This window comes from Collinsella provencensis (assembly GCF_900199705.1).
GTDB classification, from domain to species: Bacteria; Actinomycetota; Coriobacteriia; order Coriobacteriales; family Coriobacteriaceae; genus Collinsella; species Collinsella provencensis.
On the sequence record NZ_LT904908.1, the window covers coordinates 1,096,368 to 1,112,207 of the forward strand.

Sequence of the window (15,840 nt, forward strand, 5' to 3'; positions counted from 1 at the left end):
TTCTCGAGTGGTTGGGCCTCCCCCGCGCGGTTCCCATCATCTTTCCGGTGCGGGTTAGCCTTAATTTGCGTGACTGCGTCCCAAATCGCGCGAAGTATGGGGCGGGAACAGAAAATCTGAGCAGGGTTCGAACCCCTGCAAGGTAAACAAAAACGCGAGGGGCGAAACCGCTCCTCGCGTTCTCTTGTACGGGTGGGCCGTCAGGGGTTCGCCGGGCGGCGCGGCCGCCCTCCTTTCGCTTCGGGCCTCTCGGCCCTCGCGCGCTGCGCTGGGAAACGGCTTCGCGTTTCCTCAGCTCCGCGCCCTGATCAGGGTTCGAACCCCTGCGCGGGTAACAAAAACGCGAGGGGCGTCTTCGCTCCTCGCGTCCTCAATTGCGGGTGGGCCGTCAGGGGTTCGAACCCTGGGCCTTGGGATTAAAAGTCCCCTGCTCTGCCAGCTGAGCTAACGGCCCGCGCGAAACATTGTACCACTTCCTCCGTCATGCACAGCTAATCCGTAAGCAGCGTATCTCAGACGTTTCGCCCTTCGCTCTCGCCTAAAACCCGGCTCTACTCCCAGGTCCACTGGCCGTTCACGAAAATCGGAATCTCCTCGCCATCGGCCGTAACGCCTGTGATGTCAAGGTCGTCGGCGCCGATCATAAAGTCGACGTGCGTGGCGCTCTGATTCACGCCGCGCTCACGCAACTCGACGGCCGTCATGTCAAATCCGCCCTCATAGCAGTCGGCAAAACCTGCGCCGAGCGCCAAATGGCAGCTGGCGTTCTCGTCGTACAGCGTGTCATAGAACAGCGTGCCGCTCTCTCGAATCGGCGTGTTCTTGGAAATGAGTGCTACCTCGCCGAGCCTACGCGCGCCCTCGTCCGTATCCAAAATGCTCGCAAGCGCATCGCGACCGACCTCGGCATCGAAATCGACCACGCTTCCGTTTTCAAACCGCAGCCAGAAGCGGTCGATCTTGTTTCCCAAGCGTACCAGCGGCAAGGCGGAATACACGATGCCGTTCACGCGCTCGCAGTGCGGCGAGGAGAAGACCTCCTCGGTCGGAATGTTGGGGAAGTACGAAACGCCACCGACAGTGCTCGAGGAGCCGCCCTCCCATATATGATGATCGGTCATACCGACCCACAAATCGGTGCCGTTTCCAGACGTGTAGTGCAGGCGGTCGAAATGCTTTTCGTTGAGGAAGCGCAGGTTCTTCTCAAACGTGGCGTTATGCAGCTCCCAAGCGGCCTCGGGGTCCTCACCGTCCGCGCGCGAAACCGACAGGATGGCGCACCACAGCTCATACACTGCGACCTCGTCCTCCACGCCCGGAAACACCTGGCGTGCCCATGCGGCAACAGGCGCACCGGCAATGCACCACGGGTTGATGAGGAAATCCATGCCATGACGGAATTTATCGCACTGGGTGTTTCGCGCCTTGGATGCCGCCGCGGGCTTTGCCGGGTCGATGCCCTTGAGCGCCTCGGGGTCGGTTCCCTCGACGAAGATGAAACAAGCACCCGACTCTGCCAGTGAATTGAGCTGCTCGCGCTGCCAAGCGGGAACCGTCTCAAACCAGGAAGTCTCAACGTTCTCGTACGTTAGGCGCGTCACCACGTCGTCAGTCCAAATCATCGTGACATGACTGGCACCCGCAGCGTACGCACGTGCCACGAGCATGCGCGAAAAATCCGCCGTCTCGACCGGAGCCTGAACGACGACCTCTTGACCGGGCTGCACATTTACACCCTTGCGCACCACCAAGTCGGCATAGCGCTCGAGCGTGGGACGTAGTTTTTTCATTCCCGCGCGAGCATCCTCAACGGTCAGTTCTGCTTGAAACATATGAAGCCAATCTCTCAAAAGCACGAAACGATACGTATCCAATCACGAGGATCCATCTAGAGCAAAACGGCGCACAGGCTGTTCCGTGCGCCGTCAATACCCGTCAATTTGCAACGGACGTCCAAGGTTTACCCAAAACGTACCGCCCGCAACACATCGCTACTTCTCGGCGCGACGCTTGAGCACCTCATCCTTGCGCGACTCGCTCATACCCTGTGCCTCGGCACGGGCGGCATTGCGGATGGGACGAATCTTCGCCATGTCAAAGATAAACGCACCGATAATCGAAGCGTACGCCACGACGATGAGCGACAGTTGGAGCGGGGCGAAGTTCGAATCGCCCTTACCGATGCTCATCACAATCCAAGCAATTACAATCGACACGACGCCCAGGATCATCAGCATCCACCAAACGCGGCGATAGTTGCGATAATCGAGGTTCTCCTTCATGATCTGATCGGCCACCGCGTACACGCGGTCCTCGGCGCGATTGATCTCGGCTTTGCGGGCCTTGCGCTCCTCTTTGGAAAGTTTGGACAGGTCCTCACCACGCTCGAGCTGGGCTCGCTTTGCCTTGGAAGAAGCCGGGACGACGCGCACGGAACCAGCGGCCTCACGTGCGGGCTTAGCAGAAGAAGCCGACTTGCGCGCCATGCCGGTTCGATTGCCCTGGGCCATCTCCTGGCTGCGCTTGTTTTGCGGACTACGAGTACTCACTTACTTGCTCTCCTTTGTTTTCATAGGCTCGAATTTCTCGCCTGTGATTATCTCATACGCTTCGATGTAACGCTCGGACGTCTCCTTGATGACCTCGGGGGGCAGCGCCGGTGCGGGCCCTTTGAAATCCCAGTTGGCAAGCAGCCAATTGCGCACGTACTGCTTATCGTAGCTATTTTGGGCTGTACCTTCTTCGTACTCGTCGGCAGGCCAAAATCGGCTGGAATCGGGGGTCATGCACTCGTCGATGAGCGTAACCTTCCCATCAATGATACCGAATTCGAACTTGGTATCCGCGACAATAATGCCGCGCGTTGCCGCATACTCGGCGCCCGCCTGATAGATTTTGAGCGAGAAATCGCGGATTTGCTCCGCCACGTCCTCGCCCACGAGCTCGCAGCAACGCTCGAACGTGATGTTTTCGTCGTGATCGCCCAAGGCCGCCTTGGTTGACGGGGTAAACAGCGGCTCGGGAAGCTTGGATGCCTCTGTAAGGCCGTCGGGCAGCTTAATGCCGCAATCTGTATGGTCGATGTCGTAGGTCTTCTTGCCAGAACCGGTGAGGTAGCCGCGCACGATGCATTCGATCATGATGGGCTTCGCCTTCTTGACCAGCATGGCGCGTCCAGACAGATAGTCGCTGTATTCGGCAAACTCGACGGGGAACTCAGACGTTGAAATGCTCACCAAGTGGTTGGGAACCAAGTCGGCAAATTTGTTGAACCAAAATGCAGAAATGCGGTTGAGGATCTCGCCCTTGTAGGGAACCTCGCTCGGCAAGATATAGTCAAACGCCGAAATGCGGTCAGAGGCCACAATGAGCAGATTGTCACCGGCATCATAGATGTCGCGAACCTTACCGCTGGAATCCGGACGACGTTCCATAGAATTCATGCATACCACTCCTCACAAATCGTTGCGCCAGATAAATCCGTACGCCGACGCATACTTATAGGCGAGGCGACGGAGGTGCCCCTCCTTGATCGCCCGTCGATTAGTATGTCACTACAGAGGAGGGGTCATCCACCTCCAACCTACGTGGTAAATGAATTGTAAAAGTCGTGCCCTTTTCGAGTTCGCTTTCTACCGCAATGAAGCCCTGATGACGCTCGACGATCTGCTTGGTCACGGCAAGACCGACACCCAGGCCGCCCGCCTCACGTGCGCGACTCGCGTCGGCGCGCCAGAAGCGTCCGAAAATACGGGCCAAATCCTCTTTGGCGATGCCGATGCCCGTGTCGGACACGGAAACCATCACATGTTTGCGATCGCCGAACACCGAAACCGCAACCCATCCTCCCTCGGGTGTATAGCGCATAGCGTTGCTCATGAGGTTGATGATGCACTGCGTGATCATGTCCGAATCGCACGTGATGATGGCGGGTCGGCCTTGGGTTTCGTCAACAAAGCGCAGATGGATGTCCTTATTGTGGAACAGCTGATGCTGGTTGTTCACGATGGTCTGCGTGAGTTGGAGCATGTCGACCTGGTCGAGCCGCAGGGGCGCCGTGTGGTTTTCCAAGCGCGAGAGGTCGAGCGTCTGCTGCACGAGGCGCGCCAAACGACGCGTCTCGGAGGCGATCGTCTCCAGGTGCTCGTAATCGGTGGGATACACGCCGTCTTGCATCGCCTCGACCGTGGCCTGCATGGCCATGAGCGGCGTACGCAGCTCGTGGGCAACGTCGGAGGTGAGGCGGCGTTCGCGCTTAAGGTCGCTCTCGAGGCTCGCCGCCATTTCGTCGAACGTCTCGCCCAGTTGCTCGATCTCGTCGTCGCCGCGCATGCTGGTACGCGCGGAAAGGTCGCCTTCGCGGATGCGACGCGCCGTGTCGGTGATGGTGCGCACGGGGTGCGTGAACATGGTCGAGACCACAAAGCCCACGGCGATGGAGGCGACCACCGCCACAACGGCAGCCAGGCTCACCGCGTTAAAGGTACGCTCGCGAAACGCCGTATCCGCCTTGGTGAGCAGGGCATCTGATCCCAGCACCCACAGGCGGATCTGACCCACCGTCGAACCGTCCTGGCTCACGATGGGCAAGTTGACGGCGGACTCGGAGTCCGTCGGGGCGGTCGAAACCGGGCTATGGGAAAGGTCGTGGCTCGTGCCACCGGAAGGGGCGCTGCCCTCGGGCTGATTTGTCAATGCGGATGCAGATGAGGTGTTGCCCTCGCCCTCTGCGCTCGCCTCGGCTGCCGCATCATCGGACGCGGTGCCGTTTTGCGCCCCCGCTTCCCCAGCGGAAACACCATCATCAGCGGCGTTGCCCTCTGTGGCCTCCTCCCCTTCCTGACCGGCAGAAACATCCACAGGCTCATCCTTGGAGGGTTTCTTTTCCAGCCAGGTTGCCATCGATGCGGCAGGCCACGTGTCGTCATACATAATCCGACCGTCGGCGTCCGTGACCTGCATACCGATATCGTCCGAAATCGTGCTGGACTCGGTCACCGCGAGGATCGCTTCCTTTGTCCAAGTGCCCTTCTCGTCATATCCCTCGGCGAGGTTTTCGGCCGCGACCTGCGCGATCAGCTCAACGTTGGCGCGCGTGTAGTCGGAAAAGGCGCCGCCCCACACAACAGTGACCACACCGCCCAAGATTCCCACCGTGAGCAGCGACGTCAACGCAAAGGCGAGCGCCATGCGCCCACCGTACGTCATGCCGTGACGCGGCTCAGAATGCGGCGTGTTCCAACTCGCCTTGGCGGAGGCGTCGCGCTCATTTTGCTTGTTAAACCCGATGATCAGACGTGCCATTGCTCTCTCACAAATCTACCCCGCATGCTGCCGCGACCCCGCTCGCCGTCGCAATCCCACAAACCGAAACGGTCACGCAAACCACACCGAAACGGTCCCGCACACCGAAGCGACTTCGCGAATGCATGCGCAAAAGAAAAAAGCCGGGCGCCTGTGTTTGACGCCCGGCTGTGCTCGGTCTTACTTGTCGGCCGCCGGCTGTGCGGGAGCCTCGAAGCGATAGCCCACGCCGTGAACCGTGTAGAGCCACTTGGGCTTCTTGGGGTCATCCCCCAGCTTGGCGCGCAGGTTCTTCACGTGCGAGTCGATGGTGCGCTCGTAGCCCTCGAAGTCGTAGCCCAGGACCTTCTCCACGAGCTCCATGCGGTTGTACACGCGGCCCGGATGACGCGCCAGCGTGGTGAGGAGCTTGAACTCGGAAGCGGTGAGGTCGACCTCGCGGCCCTCGACCAGGATCTTGTGGCCAGAGATGTCAATCACCAAGTCACCGAAGTCGAGCACCTCGACCTGCGGCTCGTCGGCCAGGTGGGTGCGACGGAACAGCGCGCGCACGCGGGCGACCAGCTCGCGCGGGGAGAACGGCTTGATGAGGTAGTCGTCGGCGCCGAGCTCGAGTCCGATGATGCGGTCCTCGACCTCACCCTTGGCGGTCAGCATAATGATAGGCACATCGGAGGTATCGCGAATGGCTCGGCACACGCGCTCGCCCGACAGCTTGGGAAGCATAAGGTCCAAAACGATGAGGTCGAACTGGTGCTTCTCGAACTCCTCGACGGCGGACTGGCCATCGCCAACGCCCACAACCCAATAACCCTCGCGCTCGAGGTACGCGGCAACGGCATCACGAATGGCTTTCTCGTCTTCGACCAACAAAATCTTACGTGCATCTGAAGCCATAGTCGGCCTCCTCGTCTCGCATAATAACCTGTCGTCCTATATTACTACACATGGACGACACATAACTTACCAGCAGTATTCCCAATTCGCCTTTGAATCAAACAGAAATGTGGACACGATAAACCCGACACAAAGCAGGATGTGTGCAAGGCCTTTGAAAAGCCGCCGCAGGGTTATTCCATCGCGAAGCCATCAGAGGTTAACGCAAAACTGTCGCTGCGTTGCCAAAACACCACCAAGGGACACCGCAAGAACTGTCGCTGCGCCGTCGCAAAACCGCCGCGAGGCCGGGCCAGAGCAGGAACAAGCCGTTCCAAGGCCGCCACTCTCCCTGGCAGCTATAGCGCGAAAACCCTCACACGCACCGATGCGGCAAGCCCATCGTCCCCGCGCACCGTAGCGTACGTGACAAAGCGGTCGGTGGTTCCCTCACTGGCGGGATAATCCCCGTACTCGAGCGTTTTGTCAGGCGCGGAAAGATATCCGAGCGTCTCCTTGTCGGTGTCGAGTACAAAGTGCGAAGAGCGCACCTTGACGAAGTAACGGCTTCCCTTTCCCGCAATGCAGGCCAACGGCTCGCGCGGAATGGATACAAACGGACCGTCCTCGCGGCCAATGAACGAACCCATGCTGCCCAGACTTCCGCCGTAGCCGTAGTTCGCCTCAACGGAGAATGCGAAGCTCGAACCCATGTAGACTGCCTCGAACGGACGGACGTTTTCGGGCATAACCATCTGGTCGAGCACCTTGGAATCGTGCTTGAGGTCGAGCGCGGTTATGCCGTAGAACGTGCCCTCGTCCGCCTTGACGCGCGGGACGATGGTCAAAATACCCTCGCAGGTGCGCGGGGCCGTGGCAAAACGTCCGGGGCTCTCAAACAGGTCGGTGCTCTCGGAATCCCCCACCGACCACATGAGGCAATGCGAGTGCTCGGCGCGTTTGCTGCCGGACGCCGTGGGCATCTTCTGCCAAATCACGGAGCTACCGGTCGCGGTGAGACGCGCGGGCTCCCAGTCAACGTTGCCCTTGTCCAGCTGCACGGCGTCGCCCAACAACTCGCCGTTCGACATCTCTTGGGCGATAAGTACCCACGCCCCAGACGCGTAGTCCATCTCGACCCAGGCAAACACGCCGTCGCCGCAGCGGACGTCATGAAATCCAAAAGATTTTCCCTGCGTGGGACCCGCAATCAGCGTGTTCCAGTTGCCGCTTGCAAGGGAAATGACACCAAGCGTGTTAACCGAATGAGCGCTTTCGGGGGCCATGAACAGCGCCGCCCAAGCGCCGTCGCAGTGAAATGGGATGGTGCCCACAGGCAGGTCCCACGAGAACTGCGGTTCAATGATCTCCTCGGAGCTCTCATAAACATCGGTGACGTCTATCGTCTTCGACTCGTCGACAACCTGCGGCTCACCCGAAAACTGCTGACCGGCGTCCTCGCCCGCGTCGTTTGAGCAGCCCACCAGACCGGCAGCGGCCATCGCCGCGCCGGCAAAGGCGGTGCCTTTCACAAGGTTACGACGAGAGATGGTGGGCATGGTGCTCCTCGGTTTTTAAGCCTAGGCCTGAGTTGGAGCCTGCGCCTGCGCCTCGCGCAGCGCACGCGTGAGCTGGTCGGCACAGGAAGTCTTGCGCGGGCCGCAGGTGTTACCCTCAAGCAGCTCCACGATGTGCTCGACCGGCTGACCGGCCACAAGCTTACCGATCGCCTTAAGGTTGCCGTTGCAGCCGCCCTCAAAGCTCACATGCTCGATCGTGGCGCCATCGTCCGAAATCTCAACGTGAATGTTGCGCGAGCACACACCACGCGGCTTGAAATCAAGCTGGATCATCAAAGGTCTCCCTTACTTCATCGCGCGGTTCGCGGCCTTCTTGCGGTCGGTGGCGTTCAGCAGGCGCTTGCGCATGCGGATATTCTTGGGCGTGATCTCGACGAGCTCGTCATCGATGATGTACTCCAGCGCCTCCTCGAGGGAGAAGGTACGCGGAGGAACGAGCTGGACCGAGATGTCGGCGGTGGAGGAGCGCTGGTTGCCGAGGTTCTTGGTGCGCGCGATGTTCACGACCATATCGCCGGGCTGGTTGCGCTCGCCCACGAGCATGCCCTCGTAGCACTCGGTGCCGGGCTCGACGAACAGGGCGCCGCGCTCCTGCAGCGTACCCAGGGCATATGCAACGGCCTTCTCGGTGGTCATGGCGATCATCGCGCCGTTCTTGCGGGCGCCGATCTCGCCGGCGTACGGACCGTACTCAAGGAAGGTATGGTAGAAGACGCCCTCGCCATGGGTCACGTTGAGGATGCGGTTCTTCAGGCCCATGATGCCGCGCGTGGGAATGCGGAACTCGACATGGGTGACGGACGTGCCCGTCTCCATGCTGGTCATGGTGCCGCCGGAGTTGCCGAAGATCTCGATGACCTTGCCGGCGTACTCGTCGGGACACTCGACGACGGCCTGCTCGACGGGCTCGAGGCGATTGCCGGCGTCGTCCTTCTTGTACAGAACGCGCGGGCGACCCACCTGGAACTCATAGCCCTCGCGACGCATGCTCTCCATGAGCACGGAAAGATGCAGGATGCCGCGGCCGGAGACCTCGACGCCCGACTTGTCGGGGAGTTCCTCGATGCGCATGGTCACGTTGTTCTCGCGCTCGTTGAATAGGCGCTCCTTAAGCTGGCGTGCGCCCACGATGTCGCCCTCGCGGCCCACGAGCGGCGAGGTCGAAGCCTCGAACACGATGGAAAGCGTGGGCGGGTCGATCTCGATGGGATCGAGCTCCACGGGGTTCTCGGGGTCGGTGTAAACGTCGCCGATGTCGGTGTTGTCAACGCCCACAACGGCGGCGATGTCGCCTGCCTCGACCTGGGAGCACTCGGTGCGGCCCAGGTAGTCGAACGTAAAGAGCTGCTTGACCGTGGCGGTCTTGCGCTCGCCGTCGTTTTTGACCACGAGGATTTGGTCACCCGTGTGGATGGTGCCGGAATACACGCGGCCGATGCCGATGCGGCCGACGAAGTTGGAGTGGTCGATGGTCACGCACTGCATGGCAAGCGGGCCGTCGATGTCCACATCGGGGGCGGGCAGGTCTTCAATGATCATGTCGAGCAGCGGATACATGTCCATGTTGTCGTCGTTGGGGTCCAGACGCGCATAGCCGTTGACGCCGGAGCAGTACACGACGTGCTCCATGGCGAACTCGAGCTGCTCGTCGGTGGCGCCGAGGTCGGCCATGAGGTCAAGGCAGTCGTTGTAGGCCTTCTCGGGGTCGGCGCCAGGACGGTCGATCTTATTGATGACGATCATGATGGACAGACCGGTGTCGATGGCGTGGCGCAGCACGAAACGGGTCTGAGGCATGGGGCCCTCAAAGGCGTCGACCAGCAGCAGGGCGCCGTCGGCCATACGCAGCACGCGCTCGACCTCGCCGCCGAAGTCGGCGTGGCCCGGGGTGTCGATGATGTTGATCTTCACACCGTTGTAGTCGATGGAGATGTTCTTGGCCAAGATGGTGATGCCGCGCTCGCGCTCCTGATCGTTGGAGTCGAGCACGCGGTCCTGCACTTCCTGATTGGAGCGGAAGGCGCCGGCCGCACGCAGCAGCTTGTCGCACAGCGTGGTCTTGCCATGGTCGACGTGGGCGATAATGGCGATATCTCGCAGGTTCTCTACGCGCATGTGGTCCCCTATTCCTCAATGGGTCGGCGCGGCGTACGCAACCGCGGCGCCGACGAAAACATGGGCCTTTCGGCCTTTAGATACGAACTTTTACGGACGGTATTGTACTCGCTCTAGAAAAGCGCGGGCTCCTCACCAGCAGGTTCAGGGTCGCTCCACATAAAGTTTTCCCCTTGACCGGCGTTGGCGTACAGCACGTATGCGGAATAGCCGCACGTCATACCACGCTGGTAAAAGCTCACGATAATGGCGTCCTGGAACTCGCAATCGAGCTCGACGCCACCTGCGTACGCGATGGCATAACGGTCGAGCGGGCCCACGTGATCGGACTGGATGCCGGCAACGTTGGTCTCCACAAAATGGCGTGCGCCCTCAAGGCACTCCTCGGGGCCGTCCTCAGTGAAAGATGCCTGGTAACGATTGGCATTTGCGTCCTCGGCAATGAGCACGACACCCAGGTCCTCGCCGTCGGCGAGCGCGTTGAGCAGGTCATCCAGCAAATCGCACACCATAGCATCCAGCTCAGGAGATACTTCGTCCCGAGGTGCATCGTTCAAATCTTGTGCCATGGGGCAACTCCTTTTGGTTCTGCTCATCATTTTTGCAGCTCATAGCTTACCACGTCAGCGTTCGTTTGCCGCGCTTTGTGACCTTGGCAACGCAGCAGCGGCCCAAATCGCGAGAAGTACAGGACATGGCGGCAGAGTCATGCCCCAAAATCGCACGAAGCAGGAGGCATCGACAGTTTTTACCGAAGGTAAGATGGGGTCGCGCCCCAAATCGCGCGAAGTATGGGATTTCAAGCCGACACCCCGAGTAGACCGCAAAATGCCGACTCCCCCACCTGCGGTTTCTTTGCGCAAAATCCCTGTCTACTCGACGTCTCTCCAACAAACCACATACTTCGCACGATTTGGGGCGAGGCGCAATGCGCTCAGGCGAGAAAACTTGGGAGAAGTCGCCATTGCCTATGGCGACGGGCCGTTGCCTATGCTTTTCTGCCTTTTCAGGCTCCCAAAACGCAGAAAAGCATAGGCAACGGAAGAAGAGCTCCGTGCGCGAAAACAAAAATGACGGAAATGCATAAATTGTTTCCGTCTTCCCGAGTAGACGGTGATTTTAAATAGCAAAACCGCAGGTAGAACGGGTGCCGAATCTACCTATACTCAGCATGTCGAAAAAGATTTGCGCATTTCCGTCATTTTTGAAAAAGCAGGCCACACGGACCTGCCCATCAACTCAAATAGTGGCGAAGGAAAGGGATCGCCGGGCGGCCTGAATGCCGCCCTCCCTCCGCTTCGGGCCTTGCGGCCCTCGCGCGCTGCGCTGGCCGCCGCTCGCGCGGCGCCTCAGCTCCACGCCCCAAACGGGGTTCGATCCCGTGCACCGGAAACAAAAAAGCCGGGGCGCCACGGCCCCGGCCTCAATCTCGTGTGGTGGAGGTTAGGGGGATCGAACCCCTGACCTCAGGCTTGCAAAGCCCGCGCTCTCCCAGCTGAGCTAAACCCCCACTGTAGTAATAAACACCCCAGCGGCGACTCGGCTCTCGCTGGGGTGTTTATTGCGAAAGGATGGTGGACCTGACAAGGCTCGAACTTGTGACCTCCCGGTTATCAGCCGGACGCTCTGACCAACTGAGCTACAGGTCCAACGCAGGGGTCATAATATCGCAAGACGCCTGTATGAGTCAACACATTTTTTTGGAGATTTTTCTCAATAAAGGCACCTATAACGGCAGAGCTAGCAAGACCTATATGAAGTCCCACCAGCTCTGCATAACTAATATATATGCACTATCCAAGCACGGCTCGGACCGGATCAAGCGAACGTGAACCACGACGACTCAGCGCATCACCTACGCCATGGCTCCTTCGCCGGAGACCGGCGCTTCGGCGAAGCGCCTCTGGGAAGCAGCCACGTGCTCACGGCCCAACTCAGTCCACTCGGGTTCCTCGTCGGGCATGGAGCCAGGCTTCTTGGTGACCAGCTCACGCAGGCAGTTCCACGAAACGATAACGCCCAGAGCCATCAAGAGCACGGCAAACACGAGCTGCAGACCCGAGGTGGCAAGTACCTCAGGGGCGGCGCTGACCATAAGCGCGTTGACGCAGCCCATCGTGCTCTGGGCCAGCGAGGTAAAGGTGCACACCAGCAGGAAGGCAATGGGAACGTAGAGCATCCAACCCTTGCGGCCCGTGCAACGGCAGAACACTGCCAGCGTGATCATACACATACCGCCGAGCAGCTGGTTGGAAGCGCCGAACAACGGCCAGATATTGGTGTAGCCGCCAAAGGTCAGGGCGAGGCCCGGAACCAGCGTGACCACAGTCGCGAACCAGGGGTTGCCGAATACGCGCATAACGCCCGTTCGCTCGTTCTCAACGGCGATCACATCGTTGCTTGAGGCGAAGAACTCCGTAAAGGACGCACGAGCGATGCGGGCCACCGCATCAAGCGAGGTCAGAGCCAGTGCGGAAACGCACATGGTCATGAAGACCGTAGCGAGCGTGGCATTGACGCCAAAGGAGGTCATGCCACGGGCAATACCGGCGGAGAAGATCTGGAACGGCGTGCCGACGGCAGCGCCGCCAGCGCCGGAGGTGTTCATCGTGGAGAACATGATACCGGCGATGATAACGGCAAGCACACCCACGAAAGACTCGATGACCATGGCGCCATAGGCAACCGGCAACGCATCGGACTCCTTCTCGACCTGCTTGGACGAGGTGCCGGAAGAAACCAGGCTGTGGAAGCCGGACAGGGCACCGCAGGCAACGGACACGAACAAAACCGGGAAGACATGCGTGCCGTTAGCGGCAAGGGCGTTCATGGTGTCGGCGTCGACGACCATGGGGGCGGTCATGACGGCCTCGCCCTTTGCGTCCAGCACCACGATGCCCACCACGGCACACGCGATCATGACGATCATCATGATACTGGTGAGGTAATCGCGCGGCTGCTTGAGCGTCTGGATGGGCATGGCGGCGGCAAACACCAGGTACACCATGACCACGGCGATCCAGCCATTGACATCGAGGTAGATGGGGAACTGCATGCCAACAGCAAACATCGCAACCATCAGTGCAACGGCAACGACGAACTCGCGCACACCGCTGAGGCTCCACGTGCGGCACGCCCAACCGAAGGCGATTGCCACAAACGTAAAGAGCATCGAGATGGTGCCCGCGCAACCGGCGGCGTACGATGCAGCCGTGTCAACCGCGCCCGTGGCATCCGGCGTCATCTTGAACGTACCGGAAACCATCGAGGTGAAGGCGGCGATGACGATGATGCAGAACATCCAGGAGAACAGCAGGAATAGGCGGCGACCCGTTCGACCAATGTACTTCTCGATAATCTGCGCCAGCGACTTGCCGTTATTCTTCATCGAGGCGACCAGCGCACCGAAATCGTGCACGGCGCCGAAAAAGATGCCGCCCACCATGACCCACAGCAGCACGGGCAACCAGCCGAACATCATCGCGACGATGGTGCCCGTAACAGGACCCGCGCCGCAGATCGAGCTGAACTGGTGCGAGAATACCGTAAAGCGCGAGGCGGGAGAAAAGTCCTGCCCATCCTCCATGCGACGCGCAGGCGTCAGGGCGTCAGTGTCGACGCCCCAAGTAGCCGCAAGCCATCGGCCATACCCAACGTAGCCGGCGGCGAGCACCACCGCAGCTACCACCATAACCATGATTCCGTTCATTTCCTTTTCCTTCCCTCAGATCTTGGTCTCAAACCACATCGCGCCATAGAAAAAGGGGCCGTCGCATACAACGACGGCCCCCTCGAAACAACCTATCGGTTCGCGACCGCCCACGAAAGCGTGGGCGGCCATACGTCAGCCCACGCTAAACAATCGAAATAATCTCAAGTAGTAGCTCGTGGCGACGCATGCTCATGGTGAAAACCCTTTCTGTTACCGCTGCGCCCATTCCTTCAGGCGCCCCAAACGGTTGGGCAGTATAGTACGCTTTATCAAAGTGGAGTCAACGGGCGCGCACAAATGTTTCGTCCGCATTTCGATTGCGAAACGATGCAGCAGGCGAGCTTGCATTGCCATGTGACACCCGGATGTACATGGCTCGGAACAAAACGAGACCCGCCTGTAGTGTGCAAGCGGGTCTCAAATTATCACGTATGCGCAGGTAAAATGCGACGACAAGCGCTATGCGATAGAGAATACCCAGCCATGCTGGTCCTCGACCACGCCGTCCTGGATGCCCCTGAGCGTCTCGCGCAGGCGCGCCATAACCGGACCGATCTCGTCGTGACCGGCCGGGAAGCTCACCACCTGGTCGCCTTCATGAATCTCGCCCACCGGGGAGACCACGGCCGCCGTGCCGCACAAACCGCACTCCACGAAGGTGCCCTGCTTGACCTCGTCCCACGTGACGGGGCGCTCATCGACCGCGATACCCAGATCGCGCGCGACCTGCACGAGCGAGCGACGCGTGATCGAGGGCAGGATGGAGTCCGTATGGGACTGCGGCACCACGAGAGTGCCGTCGGCCTTTACGAACAGCACGTTGGCACCGCCCGTCTCCTCGACATACGTGCGCGACTCGGAATCGAGGTAGAGGTTCTCGTCGTAGCCGGCGGCGTGCGCCTCCATGCCCGCCTTGAGGCTCATGGCGTAGTTGAGGCCCGCCTTGATATTGCCCGTGCCGTGCGGCGCGGCGCGATCGTACTCGGAAATGCGCAGCTTGATGGGCTTGAGGCCGCCCTTGAAATACGGACCGACCGGCGTCACGAGGATGCGGAACTGGTACTCGGGAGCCGGAGCCACACCGATGACCTCGCCGGAGCCGATCATGAACGGGCGCACGTACAGCGTCGCGCCAGAGCCGAACGGCGGAACCCATGCGGCATTGGCCTCGACGACCTGCTTGACCGCCTCGACGAAGCGGTCCTGCGGGAACACCGGCATGCACAGGCGCTCGGCGGAGTCGGCCATGCGCTGCGCGTTCATATCAGGACGGAAGCACACGATGGAACCGTCGCTCGTGGTGTATGCCTTGAGTCCCTCGAAAACCTCTTGGCAGTAATGGAAGATGCCCGCGCACTCGGAAAGCGTGATGGAGTGATCGGTGGTGAGGTCGCCCTCGTCCCACGCGCCGTCCTTCCAATTGGACACGTAGCTGTAGTCGGTTTTCATATAGCCGAAGCTCAGGTTGCCCCAATCGAGGTCTTTCTTTTCCACTGTCATCTCAAACCCCTTTCCGTGCATGCGGCAATGCGATTCGGAGGCAAAGCAGAAGTCCAACCAGCGCCTTCGTCTGCTCGTCTCGCGGACACAGCGCTCGATGGCGCGTTTTGCAGTCGTCTCGCACATACCACTCGTATAAGCCAAGCCCATAGAAGAAGAGGCCGGTCGGAGCCGGCCTCGCTTGGTTTGCACGCATTCTACGCCGCACGGGACGGACGCCCTTGCGCATGGGGCCACGTAGCAAAGCTGTAACAACTGCGTAACGCCGCTCTACTATTTCGCCGCCCCTCTGTTCCGCAGCACAGTTGCTCGGCCGCCCCCGGCGCGTCCTCTTCTGCGCTGCGACTCCCGGCTACTCCGTCACTCCCAGCGCGTTCAGAATATACCGACCAACACCCGATTCGGCATTGCCAGCGCACACATGGTCCGCCGCCCGTTTGCATTCGCTGAGGGCATTCGCCATGGCAACGCCAGCATCCGGGCGCCTGGCTCGAACTCATGGGACTGCAGGGCGGCGAGGATGCCGCGCTCGTGCAAGGCGCCCAACATGCGACTGTTCTTGTCTGATATGGTCTTCTCGGGTGTGAGAAACGTGCCATCCAAATCGGAAAAAACCATCTTGATCATGATGTGCTCCTTTATCGACGTGTTGGATCGACAGGCTTGTCTAAGGCCATCACTTTTGCATGGTGTTCCCCGCTCATAATGCGCCAATAAACAGCCGCCCGGGTTGCAGGCGGCTGAATTCATCCT

At 60.1% G+C, this 15,840-nt stretch carries 12 protein-coding genes, 3 tRNA genes and 1 pseudogene; all 16 read right to left on the reverse strand.

The window, feature by feature from the left end; all coding sequences use genetic code 11:
* Positions 1–381: 381 nt before the first annotated feature.
* Positions 382–454 (reverse strand) — tRNA-Lys (locus tag C1711_RS04955).
* A 97-nt stretch (positions 455–551) separates the two neighbouring features.
* The gene (locus tag C1711_RS04960; protein WP_102338583.1) at positions 552–1,832 is read right to left on the reverse strand and encodes an aminopeptidase; all 1,281 of its coding nucleotides are present in this window, start codon (positions 1,830–1,832) and stop codon (positions 552–554) included.
* 159 nt (positions 1,833–1,991) lie between these two features.
* Entirely contained in the window at positions 1,992–2,549 is a 558-nt protein-coding gene (locus tag C1711_RS04965) for a hypothetical protein (RefSeq protein WP_102338057.1), read from the reverse strand.
* Entirely contained in the window at positions 2,550–3,443 is an 894-nt protein-coding gene (locus tag C1711_RS04970) for a phosphoribosylaminoimidazolesuccinocarboxamide synthase (RefSeq protein ID WP_199824844.1), read from the reverse strand.
* A gap of 100 nt (positions 3,444–3,543) precedes the next feature.
* The gene (locus tag C1711_RS04975) at positions 3,544–5,304 is read right to left on the reverse strand and encodes a sensor histidine kinase (RefSeq protein ID WP_102338058.1); all 1,761 of its coding nucleotides are present in this window, start codon (positions 5,302–5,304) and stop codon (positions 3,544–3,546) included.
* Between the two features lie 180 nt (positions 5,305–5,484).
* A complete protein-coding gene (locus C1711_RS04980; protein WP_102338059.1) occupies positions 5,485–6,201 on the reverse strand; it encodes a response regulator transcription factor in 717 nt (238 codons plus the stop codon).
* A 338-nt stretch (positions 6,202–6,539) separates the two neighbouring features.
* On the reverse strand, positions 6,540–7,739 hold the full coding sequence (locus C1711_RS04985) for a hypothetical protein (protein WP_102338060.1): 1,200 nt from the start codon (positions 7,737–7,739) through the stop codon (positions 6,540–6,542).
* Positions 7,740–7,760: 21 nt separating this feature from the next.
* Positions 7,761–8,033, reverse strand: coding sequence for a TIGR03905 family TSCPD domain-containing protein (locus tag C1711_RS04990; RefSeq protein WP_102338061.1), 273 nt, complete (start codon positions 8,031–8,033; stop codon positions 7,761–7,763).
* Positions 8,034–8,045: 12 nt separating this feature from the next.
* Positions 8,046–9,875: a translational GTPase TypA gene (typA, locus tag C1711_RS04995; RefSeq protein ID WP_102338062.1), complete on the reverse strand. Its 1,830-nt coding sequence runs from the start codon at positions 9,873–9,875 to the stop codon at positions 8,046–8,048.
* 113 nt (positions 9,876–9,988) lie between these two features.
* A complete protein-coding gene (locus C1711_RS05000; protein ID WP_102338063.1) occupies positions 9,989–10,444 on the reverse strand; it encodes a hypothetical protein in 456 nt (151 codons plus the stop codon).
* An 865-nt stretch (positions 10,445–11,309) separates the two neighbouring features.
* Positions 11,310–11,385: transfer RNA gene (locus C1711_RS05005), tRNA-Ala, on the reverse strand.
* Positions 11,386–11,447: 62 nt separating this feature from the next.
* Positions 11,448–11,524, reverse strand: a tRNA-Ile gene (locus C1711_RS05010).
* 206 nt (positions 11,525–11,730) lie between these two features.
* Positions 11,731–13,584 (reverse strand): carbon starvation CstA family protein, encoded by a 1,854-nt coding sequence (locus tag C1711_RS05015; protein WP_102338064.1) that lies wholly within the window; start codon positions 13,582–13,584, stop codon positions 11,731–11,733.
* Between the two features lie 462 nt (positions 13,585–14,046).
* Complete coding sequence (locus tag C1711_RS05020; RefSeq protein ID WP_102338065.1) at positions 14,047–15,087, reverse strand: branched-chain amino acid aminotransferase; 1,041 nt, start codon at positions 15,085–15,087, stop codon at positions 14,047–14,049.
* Between the two features lie 352 nt (positions 15,088–15,439).
* Entirely contained in the window at positions 15,440–15,550 is a 111-nt protein-coding gene (locus C1711_RS07975; RefSeq protein WP_407641525.1) for a hypothetical protein, read from the reverse strand.
* A gap of 59 nt (positions 15,551–15,609) precedes the next feature.
* Positions 15,610–15,837, reverse strand: a pseudogene (locus C1711_RS07980) (HAD family hydrolase); the annotation flags it as partial.
* Positions 15,838–15,840: the final 3 nt, after the last annotated feature.

Excerpts from the sequence above, each read along its gene's own strand:
- C1711_RS07975 (WP_407641525.1), bottom strand. The coding sequence starts at position 15,550 with ATGGCGAATGCCCTCAGCGAATGCAAACGGGCGGCGGACCATGTGTGC.
- C1711_RS04980 (WP_102338059.1), bottom strand. The coding sequence starts at position 6,201 with ATGGCTTCAGATGCACGTAAGATTTTGTTGGTCGAAGACGAGAAAGCC.
- C1711_RS04970 (WP_199824844.1), bottom strand. The coding sequence starts at position 3,443 with ATGAATTCTATGGAACGTCGTCCGGATTCCAGCGGTAAGGTTCGCGAC.
- C1711_RS04990 (WP_102338061.1), bottom strand. The coding sequence starts at position 8,033 with ATGATCCAGCTTGATTTCAAGCCGCGTGGTGTGTGCTCGCGCAACATT.
- C1711_RS05000 (WP_102338063.1), bottom strand. The coding sequence starts at position 10,444 with ATGGCACAAGATTTGAACGATGCACCTCGGGACGAAGTATCTCCTGAG.
- C1711_RS04985 (WP_102338060.1), bottom strand. The coding sequence starts at position 7,739 with ATGCCCACCATCTCTCGTCGTAACCTTGTGAAAGGCACCGCCTTTGCC.
- typA (WP_102338062.1), bottom strand. The coding sequence starts at position 9,875 with ATGCGCGTAGAGAACCTGCGAGATATCGCCATTATCGCCCACGTCGAC.
- C1711_RS05015 (WP_102338064.1), bottom strand. The coding sequence starts at position 13,584 with ATGAACGGAATCATGGTTATGGTGGTAGCTGCGGTGGTGCTCGCCGCC.
- C1711_RS05020 (WP_102338065.1), bottom strand. The coding sequence starts at position 15,087 with ATGACAGTGGAAAAGAAAGACCTCGATTGGGGCAACCTGAGCTTCGGC.
- C1711_RS04975 (WP_102338058.1), bottom strand. The coding sequence starts at position 5,304 with ATGGCACGTCTGATCATCGGGTTTAACAAGCAAAATGAGCGCGACGCC.
- C1711_RS04960 (WP_102338583.1), bottom strand. The coding sequence starts at position 1,832 with ATGTTTCAAGCAGAACTGACCGTTGAGGATGCTCGCGCGGGAATGAAA.